We start from the raw sequence: 19566 nt of genomic DNA, 5'->3' as shown, positions 1-19566 counted from the left end.
TGTTCCAATGAGCGTCGAACTTGAGGGTCTCACGTTGAACTAGATGGGGAGCTGATATTAATCCGGCGTAAAGGTCAGCGTTGTGATGAACCCTGCCGGAATGTAATTCACGCTGTCTCCCGCTATCCGCACCAGCACCTTTACCGCACCGTAGAAGACCGGCGGGTTGACTGGATCATAGGCAGTCCAATTCAAGCCCTCATCGGTGGAATACTCCATCTTCTCGTTCGCACCTGTAATGGTGTTCGCAACATCATCCGCAGTTACATTGGGCGGCCATGGCGGCTGAGCGAACAGAGTCACGGACAAGGCAGAGCTATTCCCTGCTGCCAGGGTGAAGTTATCCGCTGCATAATCCGCCGCATAGGCCTTCGTAGTACTTACACCCAGACTGGCTGCACCCGCAATAAGGATTCCGATTAAAGAGAGACGGATGCATTTATCGACAGTTCTCCTCATCATTTCAACCTCCACATCTTATTAAATGAGAAATACAACACAGATCATATTATATCTTATTCTGGATAATTATTCCTTTAAAATTGTAAATTTAATATAAAATTTTGGATTAACCGCAGATTCACTCTTTAGTCTTAATCACTTTGCTAAGAAAGAGGCATCTTACCAGTGTCAAAAGTACAATAAAATAGGCCAACCAGAAGTCTCTGGCAGACCTAAAAATACGAAGAGATTCCCGCAGGGCGGAAATTGCTACAACACCCGCGCAAGGAAATCTCTTATTGAATAGGTTAGCTGATACAGACTTTGTGGAATCAAGTTAACTCGTGTTATCTCTCAACCGCCCAGCACTGCCGCTCAGTTCTCACGGTATCACCGGTCTGTATTGCCTGCTCAATCATCAGCCCGAGGTACACGTCCTGTGAAGCCTCGTCCAGTCCATAGAATCCGGAACCTCCGGTGGCATAGGCGGACATCTTGTCCAGGCAAGCCGCAATCGCGATCTCATCATCGTACAGTCTTGCAGGGGTGAACGGATTGTTGTAGAGCCATTGTTCCCCGCAGATTATCCCTTGAAGATAATAGCCTTCGGCATTCTCCTGTTCCCCCTTGTTAATGCGCTTCAGCTCCAGCTGAAGCGGAACCAGGTTATCCTGCTGGATCAGCACACGGTTATCGAAGATTTCTCCCCGTTCTCCGCGCACGGAGAGGTGATTCGAACGCGTCCAGGAGCGGTGCTGATCCTTGGTGAAGTCGTAAATCCCCAGCCGGTCTCCGAAATCCAGCCAGGCCAGATCCCTTTGCAGAGGAATCAGCTTGTCTTCAACCGGAGGGCCGCTGCGGGTAGGGCCGTTAACCCAGCGGGACCCGAACCGCATGGCTCTAATGTTAGCTTCCTCGAAACCGAGCCCAAGCATCCTGCGGATCAGGCTTGCTCCATGATACATATGCGAAACAGACACCGTCGTTTCCGTGATCCGTCCGAGTCTGCCCGAACGGATCAGCGACAGCCGCGCCTCTTGCACCGGATGATAAGGATACTGCTCGGCTACTTGAACCCGCGCTCCGTGCATAGTCAGTTCCTTGTGCAGCTGCACAAGCTCCTCCAGACTTGCGGCAGGCGGCGTCTCCGTCAACGCCGGGATGCCTCTCTCTGCCAGGCGGTACAAATAATCCAGAGAGGCCCGGCCGCTGACCGAGACAAGCACGAAATCCGGGGTTTCGCTCATAAGCAACTCTTCAAGAGAACGGTAAGTCTGAACCCCCCATGCTTCTTCCATGGCTCTGCCTTTGGCAGCATCCCTTACCACAAGCCCGCTAATCTGAAAGCGTTCCGGCAAGGAACGGGCGATTCTGAGGAAATATTGTGCGCGGAAGCCCGCTCCGCCGATAATGCTGAATTTCACTGTCATAATCTTACCTCCCTTATCAGCTGCCGAGAGGGAACCGCAGGGCATTGGCGAGAATACCGTCCCTCGTATACAGCATACTGTCCTTAGTTATTGGAAGAGTTACCGGCCGCCCGGTTATCGAGGCTTCATAGATGGCGGTGACCAGCTCAAGCGTCTTCCTTCCTTCATGCCCGTCAATCAGAACACGCCGCGCCGGGTCCCCGATCGCCTTTAGCATATCGTCCATTTGTCCGGCATGTCCCGTATATTGCAGGGGGGCTATGCTGCTGCAATACCGCCCGATCTCTTCCTCCAGCCCGGTATTCCGTTCCGGGAATCCATCTTCACGCGAAGTAGAGGCATACACCTTCCAGGGTGCTGAGATACGCGCCTTCTCCCCCTGAAATACCAGCTGCTGTTCTTCTCCGTGATGAACGATGGAGCTGGTAACCTGGGCCAAACCGCCTCCCGGATAAGACAGAATGGCGATTGACAGATCCTCCAGCTGCGACTTGTCATGCGAAGTATTCCGGATGACTGCCTGAACCGTCTCCGGCATGCCGATCATCCACAGCAGCAGATCCATTTGATGTACTCCATGGCCCAGCGTAGAGCCTCCCCCTTCTGCCTCCCAGGTTCCCCTCCACCATACATCATAGTAGCTCTGCCCTCTCCACCAGAAGGAATCCGCCTGGGCATGCACAATCCTGCCCAATATTCCGGAGTCCAGTGTAGCCTTCAATCTCCTATTGGAATCCAGGAAACGGTTCTGTCCGACGACGGACAGGATACGGTCCGATTCAGCTGCCGCCGCCAGCATGCAGTCGCACTCTTCAAGCGACAGTGCCATAGGCTTCTCCACCAGCACATGCTTGCCAGCCCGCAGGAAGTCGGCAGCAATCTGCGCATGGGAATGAGGGGGTGTGCAGATGGACACCATATCCACTTCCTCATCGTTAAGCAATTCGCGGTAATCCTGTACAAACCTGCTCTCCAGCCGGAATCGGTCCCGGAGCACATTAGCCCGCTCTTCCTTGTTGTCCGCCAGCGCAACTACTGTGCAGCGGTCTGCAAACATGGTGAAGGCCTGCAGATGAACAGCCGCTATTGAACCCGTACCGATTATAGCTATGCGAATCATAATCTCTCACGCTCCCGAATTTCCAAATGTTACATTTACTCTTTACTTAGTTGATCAGCTCTGTAGGGTTCATGCCGGTAATTTTCTTGAACAGCGTGCTGAAGTAAGGGATGTTTTTGTAGCCTACCCGTTCCGCCACTTCGTAGACCAGCATCTTCCGTTCCATTAACAGCTCTCTTGCTTTCTCAATCCGCACCCGGGTCAGGTAATTGTTGAAGGTTTCACCCGTAATATTCTTGAATATAATGGACAGATGATTCCGCGAGATGTATACCTTATCTGACAGATCGGCCAGCGTAAGTTCTTCCGCATAGTGCTCATGAATGTAACTGGTCATGAAATCAACAACCTGCCTGTGTTTGCTGCTGCCTTTCCATTGCCGGCTGGCGCAGATCACGGTTATTTTGGCGGACAACCAGCCTGCCAGCTGGTCGGGCACTGCCAGATTGCCGATCTCTTTGGCAATCTGGTCATTGGTGAACAGATCATCCAGCACCAGTCCCGATTCATACAGCGAGTAGGTTATGATCCCCCACAGTTCACTGCCAAGCATCTGCACGTAGCCGGCTGAGACCCCTTGCTGTTTCTGCAGCTCGGTGACATATTCGCTTACAAGCTGCTGCGCTTCGGCTTCCTGTGTAGCCTTCATCGCAGCAGCCAGCTTATAGGAGAACTTGACCGGAAACAACGCCCCCCTCTCCTGCCCGCCGCTGCTGCTCTCCCGGTACTGATACACTTCATAAGCCGGATTCATCCGCAAGGCTCCCTGATCCATCGCACGGAAGGCCTCTTCCGTCGATTCGGGGATCTTCATCCACGTTTCCTTCAGTCCTCCGATTCCGATACGTATTACCAGTCTCAGATACGAGCTGATGCTATCGATCAGCCGGGTTCCAAGCTCTTCCAGCTGCTCCGCACATTCTTCCCCGGGATGAATAATTAATAATGCCCTATAGCTGTTCAGCTCTGTATATTCCATGTCCGTGAAAAACCTGCGCGCAACCTCACAGGCAATATTGCTGACGGCAAAGCGAAACAGATTCCAGTCGGAGACAGAGAAGGAGCTGGCCCGCTCATCGCGGATCAGCTCAATACCGATGGTGGCATGCTTGCGTTCCAGCCAATACTGATAAGAAGGCGGCAGGTGGGTATTGTTCCGGTAAGAGGGGTCCAAGGTGCCGACTGCTGCGGAACGAACCCATTCTTTCTCGACAAAGGGCTCATACAGCAGCATCTTCAGCTCAAGCTCCCCCTGTCTGATCCGCTCCTCCTCCTCCTTGATCAGCTCCTCAATGATCTTGCCCAGTATCGACTTAAGCGTCGGCAGACTGATCGGCTTGGAGACATAGTCACTTACTTGAAGCCTGAGTGCTTGCCTGGCATGCTCAAAGTCTGAATATCCGCTCAAAATAATAATCTTGCCCTTGAAGCCTTCCTTCCTCAGATGCTCCATCATCGTAAGGCCGCTCATCACCGGCATATAGATATCGGTGATCACAATATCCGGACAGGCTGCGCGGATCATCTCCAGGCCATCCTCCCCGTTAAGTGCTTCCCCGGCCCATTCTGCATCCAGCTCATCCCATGGGATCGCCCGCTTCATCCCCTGGAGGACCTGGCGCTCATCATCAATAATGGCGATTTTCCACATCGTCTATGCCTCCTTAAGTTTCCTTGCTATCACTATCCGCTGCAACGTTATCTGCCCTGCACAGCAAGGGAAGCGCTGCCACTTCTGCCTTCCACTTAGCTCTTTCTATGCTCGCTTATCCGCTGCCCCGGGGCCTCTGCAAGCAGAGGCAGACTCACCTCTACTCTGGTTCCGCCTTCTTCACGTTCCTTCAATGTAACCCCATAGTCATTGCCGAAATATCCGGCAATTCTCTCCCGCACATTGCGAATGCCATAGCCGCCGGTATGGCGGTTACGCGGCCGCTCCTCCGGCTGCTTCAAGCCTGCTCCGTTATCATCAATAATAATCTGCAGCGCCTCCTCCGCTCTGCCTATATAGACAGATACAACACCGCTGCTCTGCTTATTAAAGCCGTGTACGATTGAATTCTCCACGAACGGCTGCAGGGTAAGCTTCGGGATGTACACATCCTGCAGCTCCGGGGCTGCCTCTATCTTGTATTCCAGCCCTTCCCCCCAGCGGAGCTGCTGGATTTCGAGATAACACCGGATGTGCAGCAGCTCTTCAGAGATCTTAATGAAGCTCGCCCCGTTGGATAAGCCGATCCGGAACATCTGTCCCATCAGCTCCAGAATCCGGCTGAGCTCCTCCTGCCCGGCATCGATTGCCATCCAGTTCAGCTGATCCAGCATATTATAGAGGAAATGGGGATTGATATTGGCCTGCAGCGCCTCAATCTCGGCTTTCCGCTGCTGCTCATAACGCAGTTCCAGCGAGAGATACAGCTCCTCAATCCGCTCATTCTGCTTGCGGTAGCCGGAGAATAAATAACCGAATTCATTCTCATAATCTGTGGGCAGCTCCTCTTTATGCCCTCCAACAGAGTACATCTTCATAGCGCTTACAAGCTGCTTGATCGGCTTGGTAAATCGCTTACTCAGATAGTGAGTCAGCAGCAGCACCAGCAGGATCGCTGCGATACCGATCAGGCCAATCCACTCTGCGAGCTTCAGACTGCTTGCCGTAATCTGCTTCCATGACGTGAACTCGATCAGCGTCCAGATGGAGTTATCCATTCGGGAATAGACCAGCAGAGTGTTGCCGGAACCTGCTTTGCCCGGAATATGCACATAGCCCGACTTCTTACTCTTGAGATCGATCCACTTAGACCACTCGTTCTGTTCGAGCGTCTCCCCGATCCTCAGAATCTGCTTCCCTTCGCTGTCGGCCATGATGCGGTTTGACCCGGAGGAATTGCCGGTCAGCAGCTGCCGGATTTCCTTGGCCTTAATATGGACGACCAGCACGCCCAGATAGTCATTCTCATACATGATTTTCCGGGCGAAGCTAAGCACCGGGACGTCCCCCTGAAAGCTGGGAATGGTATATTCCCCGGACCAGGCGAAATCGCTTTTCACCAGACGCTTGGACCATTCCTGCTTATCCAGATCAATAATATTCCGGAACTGGATGTAGCTTTGGCTCTCACTCGGCATAGGTTCATCCATATACAGATCAATTCCCTGAATTAAAGGAATGGCATAGGTCAGATTGGCGAGCGCACTTTCTACGCCTACACGCCTGCGGTAGCGCTCGAAATCATCCTGCCTGTTCCGGAGAAAAGTGGTCAGTTCGTTGTCCCGTGAGCTGGACAGTGAAATCTGCTCAATCATATCCAGCCGCGTTGTGATTTCATTATTCAGTTCGTCCAGCAGCCGCTGCTGGTAATGGGAGGTCGTCTGCACGAGGGCTTTGGATGAATTGCTGTAGCTTGTCCAAGCTGTAACTGCGATTACTAGAATGAGCACAATAGCAAAGCTGTGGAAAAATAGGCGGTCGATCCTGAATTTTTTAAAAGGATTGGTCAAGTCCTTACCTTCCTTCACTTCCGGTTCACACGAAAGAAACGGTAAAGCTGCGAATGAGGCTCGGGCGCTTTACCGTTATGTGACGGATGTTTTTTTACATCTTATCCCTTTATTCCTGTTGTCGCAATCCCGTCTACGAAATACTTCTGCAGGAACATGAAGACAATAGTAGCCGGTAGAATGGATACAAGCGACATAGCAAGCAGCTGGCCCCACTCCGCCGCGGATTGGGAATCGTTGATCATGCGCAGCGCAAGGCCTACTGTATACTTATCCACCGTGTTGATGTAGAGGAGATGGCCCAGGAAATCATCCCAGTTCCACAGGAAGCAGAAGATGGTCACCGTAACAATCGCCGGGAAAGCCAGCGGCATAACGACTCTCCAGAAGATGCCGAACCAGGAGCATCCGTCGATTTTGGCTGATTCATCAAGCTCTCTTGGAACCCCGCGGATGAACTGGATCAGCAGGAAGACGAAGAAGCTCCCGCCCGCCCCGCCCGCCAGCAGATGGGGAATGATAAACGGTAAATACGTATTGACCCAGCCCAGCTGATAAAACAAGGCATATTGCGGGATGATCAGCACCTGTCCGGGCATCATCAGGGTCAGCATCAGAATGGAGAACCAGAAATTCTTCAGCGGAAAATCCAGTCTCGCGAAACCGAAGGCAACCAGCGTGCAGGATAACAGGGTTGCGATAATCACAGCAATTTCAAGCCCGAAGGTGTTGAGATAAAAGTCCGTAAAGGTATGGCCGGGAACCGAATTCCAGCCCTTGGTGAAGTTGTCCCAATGCGGGACCGCCGGGAAGATCCCCGGTGAGCCAAGCTCGGTGCTGTCTTTCAGCGATGCTCCAATCCACCAGACAATCGGATAGACCATGACGAAGCTGAAGAGAATCATGAACAGATGACGGATTGCCGGCTTCCATTTCAATGTTGTCATTTACGTTGTTTCCCTCCAGTGTCTGTTTCATAGAATACCCAATACTTCGAGGTGTAGGAGATCAGGACGGTTGCAGCAACGATGGCGACCAGCATGATCCAGGCCAGTGCGGAAGCGTAACCCAGCTCGTAACGGCTGAAGGCCCTCTCATACAGATACATTGCATAGACATAGGTGGAGTTCATCGGCCCTCCGTTCGTAATCACAAAAGCGGAAGTGAACATCTGGAAGGCGCCAATAACAGCCATGATAAGATTGAAGTAGAGGATCGGTGACAGCATCGGCAGGGTGATTCTGAAGAATTGCGTTCTCTTGCTGGCCCCGTCAACCGAGGACGCCTCGTAAAGATCATTCGGGATCTGCTTCAGTCCTGCCAGAAAGATTACCATGGTGGAGCCGAATTGCCAGACGGTCAGTAGAATCAATGTGCCAAGAGCTGTGTCGGGATTGGTAATCCAGCTTTTACCCTCTATTCCAAACACAGCAATCAGCTTGTTAAAAATCCCTTCTACCCCGAAAATGTTACGCCAGAGCAGGGAAACTCCGATGCTGCCGCCGATAAGCGACGGAAAATAGATAGCCGTACGGTAAGCACTAATTCCTCTCACTGCTTTGCTGAGAATCATGGCAACGAATAGAGCGGCTGCCAGCTTCAGGGGCACAGATGCAAGCACATACATGACGGTTACTTTGGCAGATTGTATAAATTTCGGGTCCGCTGTAAATATCCGCTCATAATTGCGGGACCCGATCCATTGCATCGGCTGCATCAAAGTGTAGTCGGTAAACGAATAGTACAGCGATAAGAATAACGGATACGCCGTCAGCGCCAGAAACCCGATCAGCCAGGGCGCAATAAACAAATAGCCCGCAAGCGGAGCGTTCCATCTGCTGCGAAAGTAGGAGCTTTTTTTCGGCAATGGAGCCGCTTCGGCTAAAGTCGTTGTGGAACGGTTCATCTGTGATCACCTCTCGTGGTCAATTTGGATAACTCAAGTATATAATTGGCCCACACCCGGCTAAATGAGGGGAATGCTCGAATTCTTTCAAAATATAACGGTAATTCCAGGGAACAAAATAGTCCGGAATAAAGCCCGGGACAGGGCTGTCCCGGGCTTTTCGTTCAACTATAGAATTTATATGCCTTATGCTATCAATAATCCTTCTATTTCTCGTAGGATTGCGCTGCTTCCTTAAGCTGCTTATAAGCTTCCTCCGGCGTGGATTTCCCGAAGCTGAGCTGGTCACGGACAAGCACCCAGTCTTTATCCACGAAGTTGGTCCAGCCTCCGGCTCCGGCCGACCAGGTCTGGCCATCCGGCTCGGTAGCACGAAGGAGTCCTAACCCTACTTTATCCAGTTCACTCATGTTCGCTTCCAGAAGGGCGGCATTGTCCTTATTGGCCGGCAGGCCGCGGAAGGTTTGGGTGACTTGGGCTGCCTCCGGATCATTCACGAACCAGTTGATGAATTTCTTGGCTTCTTCTGCATGCTTAGAATTCTTCGAAACGGCCAGGAACATGGACGGCTTCAGCCAGCCTCCGGCTTCTTCGGCACGCGGCATCGTTACAAGGGCGTAAGCCCCCGGTTTAATACTGTCCCAGGTTCCCAGGTTGTTAGAGAAGCTGTACCGGAACAGGACTTTCCCTGCTGCCAGCAGGTCCATTTGCGGATCATTCTCCTTATCGGATGCATTCACATCCGCCGGAGGAACCAGGCCTTCTTTACGCAGCTCCTCAAATTTCCGGGTCCATTCCAGGTACGTGGCTTCATCCACATTGAAATGACCTTCATCCGTGATAACCTGCCCTTTCCCCCTGGCGTATTGGTAAGCCGAATACATGAAGTAGTTCCCAGCATAGTCCAGGGTGAAATACTGGCCGTCCGGCAGCTTTGCTTGGGATTCCTTGGCTAAGGCAAAGAAATCATCCCAGGTCCAGCCGTTGGCCGGATTGGCAATCCCCAGCTTATCCATAGCGGCTTTATCATAAACCATACCGAAGGCTACCGAGCCCAGCGGAACGGCATACTGTTTGCCGTCCAGCTGGCCGCCGGCCAGCAGCTTCTCATCGAATTTGCTGACATCCACCTCTGGCGCCAATTCAGTGAGTTGCTTGCGGGCCATCCAGTCCGGCATCCAGCCCGGATCGAGCTGCACGATATCCGGAGCGTTATTGGCCGCAGCCTGGGTAGATAATTTGTCCAGATATCCGTCCATCCCGGAATACTCCGGCTCAAACGTTACATTCGGATGATTCTTCGTGTACAAGTCCAGCGCAGCCAAGGTTGCCTCGTGGCGCGGCTGGGAGCCCCACCACATAATCCGGAGTTTGACAGGTTCACCACTACCGCTGCTAGGAGCTGTAGTTGCCGCAGCATCAGTACTGGCAGGTGCCGCAGTAGAAGCTCCTGCATTGTTTGCTCCATTCCCTCCGCCGCCGCAGGCAGCCAGTGTACCCAATATAGCTGTCATGGCCAACACCGAAAGAGAACGCTTCCATTTCAACATCTTTAACCCTCCTGTATAAATCTGTATTCTCTTACTACATTGTTATAGTAACAATTAGGATTTGAAGTTCATATAAGAGCAATGCACGAATTATTATAAAATCTCCCGGAAATGAAGTCTGCGTGCACACAAAAAAACCTCCAAGGCTGTCCCCCATCCTAGAGATAGGGGGCAATTTTGAAGGTGCTATCCGGCAGGTCTTCACGTAGCGGAGCGGGTGATTGTCAAGCAAGCAGAGCCTGCGGCTATTTCGATGCCTCCATAACCTGTCCCGCCAAAGCCAGCAGTTCCTCCTTGTTCAGATGCCCGCGGTCTTCCCGGAGAATATAATTGACATGTGTTTTTGCATTCATCCATACCACCGACTTGTGCTCCTGCTTATCGTTAGCGGTATATATCACCTCTTGCCCATCGACTTTCAGCTTCTCCGACTGCGGCTGTACCGGCTCCGATTCAACCGCCTTCCCTGCAGCCCCTGCGGGCTCGGCTCTGATAGCGAGGACCCCTGTTATTCCATTGACCGGAGCGGTCATCGTATAGATTAGCTCTATGGAAATACGCTTCTCCTGCAGCTTCTTAACATATATTTTCTTGCCGGATGCCTTCCCTTCAGCAATCACCTGGTTGAACATCTTCTTCTGTTCGGAAGATGTTTGATAGGGGGCAATTCTTGCCAGAGTAAAGTTGTAGCCATGCGGGAGCTCTTTCAGCTCTAGTGGCATTGCGGTCTTGCCGGCTGCATTCTTCTTGGTGTATTCATCATAATTTCTGAATATAAGCGAATAAGAGTTACTCGCATAGGGCGAGCTGCTGGGACTGGCTTGGTATTCCTTGTCATTAATGTACACATACCTGATCTCTCCAGGCTGATAAGTACCACTTAACGCTTTCTTCTGCTGGTCCAGGAGACTCTTGAATTTCCTCAGCTCCTGCTCCGCTTTCGCCTTGGCTTCCTCCTGACTGACTTGCGCCATATATTTAGTGTCCGCCTGGATGGCAGGCAAAGCTGCTGCAGATTGAAGCCTGGAAGGGTCAGCAAATGCCTGTCCGGAAGCCCCGTACCCTATACCCAGCAACAGCGCTGCACTCGTCATAGCCATGATTGTTTTTCTGTAATTCATTAAGATTCCACCTTTCTCTATTTGCAAATACTTAATTCATCATACCGGCAGCAATATGGATAATGTCATCTTTGGTTAATGTGGTATTCTCCGGTGGGGCAGTCACATCATAGATCATCCGCGTTTCCGGATCAGCCCAGATAAGTCTATACTTATAGCCTATTTTGAAATCTTCGTTATTGGAGGGTTCAAGATAAATCAGCTGCTTTCCGTTGACATGAATGGTCTCTACGTTTGTAGTTTTGGTCCACATCAGAGTTTCTACAGGTCCGGTATTCTGCTTCATACGTTTGGCGCTAATTCTTACCTTACTTTCACCATTCTTATACTCCAATGCAGCGGAATCAAAAGTAATGTTATCCGCAGGCTCCCGTCTCCAGGTCACCCGGAAGCCGCCTTCAAGCTCAATTCCGCCGGACAGGGCAAGCAGTTCTTCCTCATTCATCTGTTTGAACGAGGGGGAAACATAGGCCTGGTCAAAAGTATACCCGTCCGCCATATATCCAGGCTGCTTCAAAATCGGAGCTGTGTGCTTCTCTGCACTGGTCACATAACTGGAATAGTCAGTAAATATCATCAGCGGGCTAAATATGCCAATCTGAGAACGTCCGTCCCCGCCTTCATGTCTTAATACGAATGTAGCGTATTCTCCGGGAAGCAATAATTTCCCGATCGCCTCGTAGCCTTCCTTATATTTGGCACTCATCAGCTCATCTTCTTTACTAGGCTCCGCCTGGGGAAGATCAGGCCCGGGGGTTAAAGGCATTTTCATTATTTCTATCGTTCCGCCTTCCTCCGTCGCCTGAAGCGGCTCATAGGGCTGCACTTCATATTGGAATTTGGCTGCCTGCCGGGGAACGGAGGAATACAGGGAATAGCCGCCTCCCAGTAAGACAATCAGGATTAGCGCTGCTGCCCAGCCTCTAACCGGAATCCGTAATATCCGTTTACGGCTGCGCTTTATCCCGGTTACCGTCTCTATCCTCTGCATAATCTCAGGAGCGTCCCCATCATGCAGCGATGCCTGCAGATCGGCAGTAAGGCGTACCTTACCGAACCCGATGGCTTCCATCACAGGGTCATGGACATCAACGGGCGGAAATTCAGCAGAACGATCTCCATCTTTTACAAATTGCTCTTCTGAGGTCAATTCGCCCTTGCCCATAGTTGTTTCTCCCTCCGCTCGATAGCTTTTTTAAGCTTGCCTCTGGTCCGTTCATATCTTTTGCGTACCGTAGCTGTGCTGACACCCAGAATCTCTCCGATTTCCGCAAAGGATTTATCTTCAAAAATACGCAGAATCAATAAATTCCGGTCTTCCATATTAAGCTGCTCCAAAGCGGCTGAGACCGGCTCACTGAACAGGCGGTTCTCTAGTGTTTGTTCGGCGCTTGTCACCGTAACCTCCTGCCTGAGTAATTTCCGCAGCTGATGCTGAAATTTCTGCCGGCGCAGCTGGTTTAAGCAATGATGATAAGCGACCTTGTAGAGCCATGAGACGAAATCCGCCTGCGGCCTGAACTGCCCGATGTTCTGATAAGCCTTGATGAGGACATCCTGCACTGCATCCTCGGCCTCTTCCTTGTTGTTCAGCAAGCGGAAGCAGTATAGGTAAATGCGCTGCTGGTACAGCCTGATAATATCCGAAAAAAGGGAAGCTTCCCCAGCCTGTATCCGCCTGATCTTCTCTTCTATAGAGTCCACGTTTGTCTCCTTTCTGCTATCAATATAGATATAACACTTGAGCAGGGGATTGCGTGACATTTTTTTCCGTTTCAGGCGTTAAAAAAGAGACCAACAGATAAGACTCTGTTGATCTCGTTATGTAAAAACCATGCGTTACAACTAGCGGTCCAGCCATAGCACTACACGGGCGGCTCCCCGGTTCCCGGGGCGAGCAGCCGCAGGCATAATCCGTCCATCCTTTCGGACAATGGCTGCGGCCGCCGAAGCTTAGCACGGAAATGTTGTACGTTCTACAACTCAGACGCCCAAAAACCGGGGAGTTCGGGAGAATTGTTGTACGAAATACAAGAATTTTCCTGAAAAGCCGCTTGGAGGAGGAGCATTATTGTATTCTATACAACAATTCGCGATTATGGCCGGGATTAAGAGGATAATGTTGTATTCTGTGCAAGATTATTAAGGCAACCGGATTCCAGCTGCGCAAAAAACAGGTTAAACGTGGGTTGAGCATGTGCTGAACAGGGTTGACGTGGGTGGAAAAGGGTTAACGTGGTGGAACGTTAGTTAAACTTTAGTGGAATGTATTTTGCAGACGGCATACAATCGTGAGCTTCGCGCCAACAAAAAAAACACCTGCCCACATCAGGAGGCAGATGTTAATTAAAATACCAGAATCAGCGGATACCCGCCTAGCACCGCACATGCTTGCGTTTAAATCCGACGCGGCCTTTTTCGACCGCCTTTTGAATATTGTCGTAGGCATTAATGGATTTGCCTGCAGGCTTGTCCTTGCCCACCTCTACCGGACCTACTTTCTTCGCTGTCTCACTCGCCAAGTCATGCAGCGGCGAATAGGATACGGCTACGGTGTACAGGAAGTTGTTCATTGAATATTTGGTACGCTCCGGCGCCTTATGAATACTCTTGCTCACCAGCTCCAGCATACCCGCCAGCTTGCTCTCAGAGAATTCCTTATCCGGGCGGCTTCCCAGCAGCCAGCAGTAACAGCTCCAGCCCGCCGACATTCTCAGGTCCTCGCCGCTCGCGATCCATTTATCGGCAACCTGCTGGGCAATATCCGCCTCCGCCAGAGTTACGGCCACCACGAAATCAGACAGCATATAGAAATAAGCCCCGTCCATCCACCGGTCATAATCGGCTTCCGTCATCCCGTTAGGGTCGGCAATGATTCCGGCAAAATACATCGCGTCATAATTTCCCGTCGCATATAGCTTTTCAGCCAGCGGCTGATTAATTTTAGTTTTCTTGAAGATCGGCTTCATCGCCCCGGTAGCTACACCAAACAGCGGTTCCTGCGCGCCATTCGAGCTGTATATTTTCTTGGTTCGTTCCTTGCCGAGCTCTTCCAGCTCCTGCATGACCATTTCTGCATTCATTATATAACACTCCCTTTATCCGAAGTATTCTCTTCAAAGTAATCCCTTAAGCCTGACCGGCATAACCGGCTACTGAAATTGTACTGTACTGCCCGTTCTGCCGCAACCTACCGGAGATACACCCGAACCACAATATCCTGATCATGATTGCCGAAGCCCGCTCCATACAGCGTCAATCCGCCTACATGTTCTGCCTGCTCGTCCACAGTGAACCGAAGCGTCCAGAACGGCTCCTGCAGCTTCACCTCCTGAATGGTCACCTCCGACATCTGCACTCCATCTATAAAAGTACCCGAAGCGTCAATGCGGATCGTCTTGAGCAGCCCGTACTGATTCACATTCCGGTGCCACCATTCGGGCGTGTATCTGCCGCGTGCCGCTCTGCCGAAATCCGCCGGACTCGTCCAGGCTCCAAGGAACACACCGTTAAACGTGAAGCCGATATCCGACGGCCATTCGTCCCTTAAGCCGGGCGCTTCCGAAGCCAGCTCCATGGAAATTTCAAGGAAGTCCGCCGTCTGTCCGGCGGCCAGATAGTTGGGCATTTTATACTCCACGTATCCTCTGCCAAACCATAGAATAGCGGCGTTAACCCGCTCGGGATCCAAAAAATAACGCGGATCATCCCACACCCCGATCTCCATCTCATGTGTACCCAGCCCGCAGGTTGGATGAACTTCAAACGCCGTATAATGACCCACAGAAATACTCTGCTCGAGCATCTTCGCGTCCTTGCGGGCAGACGGCAGCTGGATATCAATGCTTGCTGCTTTGAGGAAGCACAGCTTATGCGTTCCCCCGTTCAGCCGGACCCTGCGGCTCCCCGTCAGCCCGGCGGCTTCGAGCTTCCGGATGTGCAGGGTGACGATGGACGGGCTGAGCGCAAGCTTATCCGCGATATCCTTCACATTCATTTCACGCTCGGCAATAAGGCTCATAATTCTCCACCTGACTTCACTGGCCAGCGCCTCGTATAAAGGCATGTACTCCGGTTTCCCGTCCGCTTTTATCATCATGATTATCTCCTGATCACTGAATTCATATTTCTATTAATTTAACCGATTTAAATCCCGCAGACAAGCTTAATCTATTGCTATGAATCTCAAGTTGGTGTTTAATTTCCTTAGAAGTGATCATATTGAATTTATATATATATGAATTTATAGAAGAGGTGTATGTATGAAATACAACAATCCCGTAATCAAAGGCTTCTACCCTGACCCCAGCGTATGCAAAGTAGACGGCATCTATTATATGGTCTGCAGCTCCTTTCAGTATTTCCCTGGAGTGCCTATCTTCGAGAGCACAGACCTGCTTAACTGGAAGCAAATCGGCCATTGCCTGACCCGCGAGAGCCAGATCCAGCTGGGTACGGTGAGCAGCTCCGGCGGCGTGTTCGCCCCTACCATCCGCCACAATAACGGCTGCTTCTACATGGTGACTACCAATGACACGACCCGCCAGAACTTCTATGTCTGGACGGACGATATTTACGGCGAATGGTCGGAACCGGTCTATGTCGATCAGGGCGGAATCGATCCGGATTTGTATTTTGAAGACGGCAAGACTTTGTTTATGAGCAACGGGTTGGACGATAACGGCACTCCAGGTGTGATTCAGTGTGAAATTAACATTGAGACAGGCAGCAAGCTATCGCCGAGCCAGTCTATCTGGCAGGGAACGGGCGGACGTTATCTGGAAAGCCCTCATCTCTATAAAATCAACGGGTACTACTACCTGCTCGCAGCCGAAGGCGGAACCGAATACGGACATATGGCGACTTATGCGCGGGGGACTTCCCCTTCCGGCCCATTCGAGGCCTATGCGGAGAATCCTGTCCTGACCAACCGCAATCTGGGCGGTTACGAGCTGCAGGGTGTCGGGCACAGCGATCTGATCCAGGATGACGCAGGGAACTGGTGGCTCTTGCATCTGGGATTCCGGCAAACCGGACGCTGGCTCACTTACCACCATCTGGGCCGGGAAGTGTTCCTGACTCCGGTGACCTTCGGCGAAGACGGCTGGTTCACAGCCGGGCATAACGGAACGGTGCTTCTGAGCTTCGAGACTGACCGCATTCCGGACACGGTGGTTCAGCAGGAGAAGAAGAGCTATACTTTTGAGAATACCGGCTGGAATCTGGACTGGGCTTATCTCCGCCATCCGGCCACAGAGAATTATCTACTGGGACAAGACAAGCTGACGTTACGAGGTACAGAGGTAACGCTGGATGTTCCGGCATCCCCGACCTTTATAGGCCTCCGCCAACGGGATTTCGACGCGGTGATTACCTGCAACATAACGCTGACAGGCGGAGAAGCCGGCATCACGCTCTATATGGACGAGAATCATCATTATGATCTGGCAATCCGCCAAGACGAAGCGCAGTACCGGGTGATCGAGCGCCTCAATATTGGAGATGTAAAATCCATCCAGCATGAAGTGGCTCTGGGCAGTAGCAATCAGGCCACGCTGTTGATCAAATCCGGTAAGGAGCGCTACAGCTTCTTCATTAGTAATGAACACGGGGAAATCCCCCTCGGGTCGGCCCAGACCAGATACCTCTCTTCCGAGGTTGCCGGAGGATTCACGGGTGTCCTGATCGGACTGTATGCATGCGGGGAAGGTTCATCGGCGGAGTTCACGGAGTTTAAGTGCGAGTATGTGTAACAAGCAGAAGCAGAGCCTGCGGGTATCCGCGCTCTATCTCTGCACCGCTTTGTGTATATCCGGAATACCCAAAAACAGGGAGCCCCGTTACGGGAGCTCCCTTAATGCATTCAGATCAGCGATCCGATAGTTCATCAGATAGTGAATTGCGGCTTCTTTACTTCCTGTCTTCCACAGGAATATCCGGCAAGAGGGGCCGCCCTTCCGGATAAGCACATTGATTCAGCTGGTCGCCAATCCATGCTTTGCCGTCTTCGCCCGTTTCTTTTTTCCAGATCGGTACAATCTGTTTAATCCGGTCTATCACATATTCATTCGCTTCGTAAGCAGCCTTACGGTGCGGAGAAGATACAGCGATCACCACAGCGATATCCATAATTTCAAGCTTTCCTACCCGATGTGTCACAGCAACCCTGGTATCCGGCCAGCGTTCTCTGACCTCCTGCCCGATGCGTTCCAATTGCGTGAGCGCCATAAGCGGATACGCTTCATATTCAAGATATAATGTCCGCTTACCCTGCGTGAGCTCCCTTACCGTACCTATGAATAAAGTGACCGCTCCCGCTTCTCTCCGCAGAACTTTATCAGAGACCGCCTGCGGCTGAATCGGGTTGTCTGTAATTTCGAATAATGCACTGCCCAAGTGATCACTCCCTTTCCATATCTGCGTGCAGCAAGTCCTTATATTGCTCAGGTGTATCAATATCTGCAGTGAAATCCTCATGTATACCCGCACCAGCAAGATCGTCCTTGTCTACCCCTAACCAGTGCATCGAATCTAATAATCCGGATAGCCGGTACTGCCGTGTATCCAGTCTTTCAATAATATCTGCCAGGATCCGGTGCGGCCGGTATACTCCATGGAGCATCTGATGTTTGCCATTCATCAGGGGAAGAACAGCCTCATAGTCCTCTTCCATGAGCCGGGTAAGCATCCACGAAGCGGCGGGAGCGGAAATCTTAGGGAGATCACAGCCCACAACCCAGGCATATTCCGTCTCCACCCCGGCAAAAGCAGCATGAAACCCGCTCAGCGGTCCAAGCCCCGCACAGATGTCCGGAATATACCGGATATCTCCTTGGGGAGGGTAGTCCATGTACGGAGAAGCATCGTTCGTAACAACAATTATTTTAGAGCAGACGGTTCGCATTTCCTTCAGCTGTCTATCCACGAAACGCTCCCCTTGATAGGTCAGGAGCGCTTTATTCCGGCCCTTCATCCGGGAATTCTGTCCGCCTGCCAGTATGATTCCAGTCAGCAAATCAAGCACCTCCCGTAAGTATTCCGGCTCCATTTGATTAGAGAAGTGAATAAGCCAGAGAAAGAACTTCTTCATCAACAAGCACTTGATCCTGCAGCGGCAGTACAGGGATAGTATTCGGGCTGACCGGAGAGGCTGCACGATGCTCAACCGCGTTCTCCTCCCAGCTCAGCCATAGGCATATATTCGCAGTCTGGTTTCGCAGCAGGCTCATCTCGTCTGCATTGCGGATCAATGCGATTTTGGGATAATCCGCAGACTTGAAGCCTTCTGCAACCAGCAGATCAACCTTACCGTACATAGACGCTGCGATATCTTCCAATGAGGTTTCGGATTTCCGCATGATTCTTGTAGCTTCTGACGAGGTCAGTACAGCTTCAACTGCACCGTGCAGCAGATGCTTGCTGCTGTCTGTGCCCGGATCATCCAATTCAAAGTGGTGGGCATCATGTTTGGCCGACCCGACACGCAGCCCACGGGCGGATAAGGCGCGGATTAAACGGCAGGCCAGGGTTGTTTTTCCGCTATTCTTATAACCGACAATTTGCAGTACAGGAACCGGTCCGCGTACTGCTGCATGATGAGATTCCATAGTCACGTTGCAGCCTCTCCTTCGTCATAATAACGTTCAGTGATAACCCTGGGGAGCAGCGCATATCTTGTGCTTCAAATCACCCGCGTCCCCCATCAAAAAAAGTATAGTTAAGGAGTCTGGCATCCTCACATGCCATGATAGTTCAGGGTAGGAGGTCATGTTTAGTATGAAGAAATATATCCCTAACCAACACGGCGCCTGGGCGATGCTCGTTCTGCCCTTTCTGTTCGGGGTAGCCGCATCCCGGGGGCAGCTTATACATATTCCGCTGTTTGTCTGCTGGCTGCTGATCTATTTGTTCAGCTTTCCTTTGCTGCAGGGGGTGAAGACAAGGAAATTCAAGCGTTATGCCCAGCCCTTGAAGCTGTATGGCATTCTGCTGCTCCCTTTGATCATCTATCTGGTGGCAGCTGAACCTGTGCTGTTATGGTTTGTTCTGCCGCTCGTGCCTTTGTTCGCTGTGAATCTCTATTATGCCAGAACCAAAAATGAACGGGCCCTGCTCAATGACATCTCGGCCATAGTGGCCTTCTGCCTGATCATCTATCCGGTCTTCTATGTCGGTCAGGGCGGGAGCTGGCAGACTGCGACCGAGCTGTTCGTGCTGGCCGTGCTGTACTTCACAGGAACCGCATTATATGTCAAAACCGTCATCCGTGAACGGAACAATAACCGCTTCTATTACGGATCGGTGCTCTATCATCTGCTGGTTGCAGCAGCCGGACTCTTCCTGTTTCCGTCTTTGCTGGTTCCGCTGCTGATCCTGCTCCTGCGGGCGGCCATCCTGCCTAAGACGGGCATCACTGCCAAACGTACCGGAATCATCGAGATCGGCTTCTCCGTTATGTTATATGTGTCTGTGCTTGTGCTCTACTTCTAGCGTATAA

General features: G+C 51.5%; 18 protein-coding genes. 2 read left to right on the top strand and 16 right to left on the bottom strand.

Going from position 1 to position 19566, the window contains the following annotated elements; translation table 11 throughout:
• Nucleotides 1–57: 57 nt before the first annotated feature.
• The 13 genes from NSU01_RS08410 to NSU01_RS08350 all read right to left on the bottom strand — a co-directional run bounded on the left by NSU01_RS08410 (nucleotide 58) and on the right by NSU01_RS08350 (nucleotide 15165).
• Complete coding sequence (locus NSU01_RS08410; protein ID WP_081969883.1) at nucleotides 58–462, bottom strand: DUF4073 domain-containing protein; 405 nt, start codon at nucleotides 460–462, stop codon at nucleotides 58–60.
• Nucleotides 463–788: 326 nt separating this feature from the next.
• Nucleotides 789–1871 (bottom strand): Gfo/Idh/MocA family oxidoreductase, encoded by a 1083-nt coding sequence (locus NSU01_RS08405; protein WP_076242521.1) that lies wholly within the window; start codon nucleotides 1869–1871, stop codon nucleotides 789–791.
• Between the two features lie 16 nt (nucleotides 1872–1887).
• Nucleotides 1888–2991 carry a Gfo/Idh/MocA family oxidoreductase gene (locus NSU01_RS08400; RefSeq protein WP_076242520.1) on the bottom strand — a complete coding sequence of 368 codons (1104 nt, stop codon included), beginning with the start codon at nucleotides 2989–2991 and terminating at the stop codon, nucleotides 1888–1890.
• Nucleotides 2992–3037: 46 nt separating this feature from the next.
• Nucleotides 3038–4642, bottom strand: coding sequence for a response regulator (locus NSU01_RS08395; RefSeq protein ID WP_076242519.1), 1605 nt, complete (start codon nucleotides 4640–4642; stop codon nucleotides 3038–3040).
• Nucleotides 4643–4737: 95 nt separating this feature from the next.
• Nucleotides 4738–6492: a sensor histidine kinase gene (locus tag NSU01_RS08390; RefSeq protein ID WP_076242518.1), complete on the bottom strand. Its 1755-nt coding sequence runs from the start codon at nucleotides 6490–6492 to the stop codon at nucleotides 4738–4740.
• A gap of 101 nt (nucleotides 6493–6593) precedes the next feature.
• Nucleotides 6594–7439, bottom strand: coding sequence for a carbohydrate ABC transporter permease (locus tag NSU01_RS08385; protein WP_042134741.1), 846 nt, complete (start codon nucleotides 7437–7439; stop codon nucleotides 6594–6596).
• Entirely contained in the window at nucleotides 7436–8398 is a 963-nt protein-coding gene (locus NSU01_RS08380; protein WP_042134739.1) for a sugar ABC transporter permease, read from the bottom strand. Before NSU01_RS08380 ends, NSU01_RS08385 begins: the two co-directional genes overlap by 4 nt.
• Nucleotides 8399–8604: 206 nt before the next feature.
• A complete protein-coding gene (locus NSU01_RS08375; protein WP_076242517.1) occupies nucleotides 8605–9948 on the bottom strand; it encodes an extracellular solute-binding protein in 1344 nt (447 codons plus the stop codon).
• A 245-nt stretch (nucleotides 9949–10193) separates the two neighbouring features.
• Nucleotides 10194–11069, bottom strand: a complete 876-nt coding sequence (locus NSU01_RS08370) for a hypothetical protein (protein WP_076242516.1) — start codon at nucleotides 11067–11069, stop codon at nucleotides 10194–10196.
• Nucleotides 11070–11100: 31 nt separating this feature from the next.
• The gene (locus NSU01_RS08365) at nucleotides 11101–12234 is read right to left on the bottom strand and encodes a DUF4367 domain-containing protein (RefSeq protein WP_042134734.1); all 1134 of its coding nucleotides are present in this window, start codon (nucleotides 12232–12234) and stop codon (nucleotides 11101–11103) included.
• Nucleotides 12216–12773 (bottom strand): sigma-70 family RNA polymerase sigma factor, encoded by a 558-nt coding sequence (locus tag NSU01_RS08360; RefSeq protein ID WP_231575308.1) that lies wholly within the window; start codon nucleotides 12771–12773, stop codon nucleotides 12216–12218. Before NSU01_RS08360 ends, NSU01_RS08365 begins: the two co-directional genes overlap by 19 nt.
• A 671-nt stretch (nucleotides 12774–13444) precedes the next feature.
• Nucleotides 13445–14152, bottom strand: a complete 708-nt coding sequence (locus NSU01_RS08355; protein ID WP_076242515.1) for a DNA alkylation repair protein — start codon at nucleotides 14150–14152, stop codon at nucleotides 13445–13447.
• Between the two features lie 107 nt (nucleotides 14153–14259).
• Nucleotides 14260–15165 carry an ArsR family transcriptional regulator gene (locus NSU01_RS08350; RefSeq protein WP_042134728.1) on the bottom strand — a complete coding sequence of 302 codons (906 nt, stop codon included), beginning with the start codon at nucleotides 15163–15165 and terminating at the stop codon, nucleotides 14260–14262.
• A 166-nt stretch (nucleotides 15166–15331) separates the two neighbouring features.
• Here NSU01_RS08350 and NSU01_RS08345 point away from each other — a divergent pair, with 166 nt between their 5' ends.
• Nucleotides 15332–16822, top strand: coding sequence for a glycoside hydrolase family 43 protein (locus NSU01_RS08345; RefSeq protein ID WP_042134726.1), 1491 nt, complete (start codon nucleotides 15332–15334; stop codon nucleotides 16820–16822).
• 157 nt (nucleotides 16823–16979) lie between these two features.
• Here the strand turns inward: NSU01_RS08345 and NSU01_RS08340 are convergent, their stop codons facing one another.
• From NSU01_RS08340 to mobB, 3 genes are read right to left on the bottom strand one after another with little or no spacing between them, the layout of a single operon-like run.
• Nucleotides 16980–17465 carry a molybdenum cofactor biosynthesis protein MoaE gene (locus NSU01_RS08340; protein WP_042134724.1) on the bottom strand — a complete coding sequence of 162 codons (486 nt, stop codon included), beginning with the start codon at nucleotides 17463–17465 and terminating at the stop codon, nucleotides 16980–16982.
• Nucleotides 17466–17469: 4 nt separating this feature from the next.
• Nucleotides 17470–18084, bottom strand: coding sequence for a molybdenum cofactor guanylyltransferase (locus NSU01_RS08335; protein ID WP_179093410.1), 615 nt, complete (start codon nucleotides 18082–18084; stop codon nucleotides 17470–17472).
• Between the two features lie 37 nt (nucleotides 18085–18121).
• The gene (gene mobB / locus NSU01_RS08330) at nucleotides 18122–18676 is read right to left on the bottom strand and encodes a molybdopterin-guanine dinucleotide biosynthesis protein B (protein ID WP_231575403.1); all 555 of its coding nucleotides are present in this window, start codon (nucleotides 18674–18676) and stop codon (nucleotides 18122–18124) included.
• 169 nt (nucleotides 18677–18845) lie between these two features.
• Between mobB and NSU01_RS08325 the strand changes: the two genes are divergently transcribed.
• Nucleotides 18846–19559, top strand: a complete 714-nt coding sequence (locus NSU01_RS08325) for a YwiC-like family protein (protein ID WP_076242513.1) — start codon at nucleotides 18846–18848, stop codon at nucleotides 19557–19559.
• Nucleotides 19560–19566: the final 7 nt, after the last annotated feature.

This window comes from Paenibacillus sp. FSL H8-0259, assembly GCF_037963255.1.
Taxonomy (GTDB): domain Bacteria; phylum Bacillota; class Bacilli; order Paenibacillales; family Paenibacillaceae; genus Paenibacillus_AQ; species Paenibacillus_AQ phytohabitans.
Note: the sequence above shows the minus strand (reverse complement) of the source record. Positions and strands in the feature narration are given on the sequence as shown.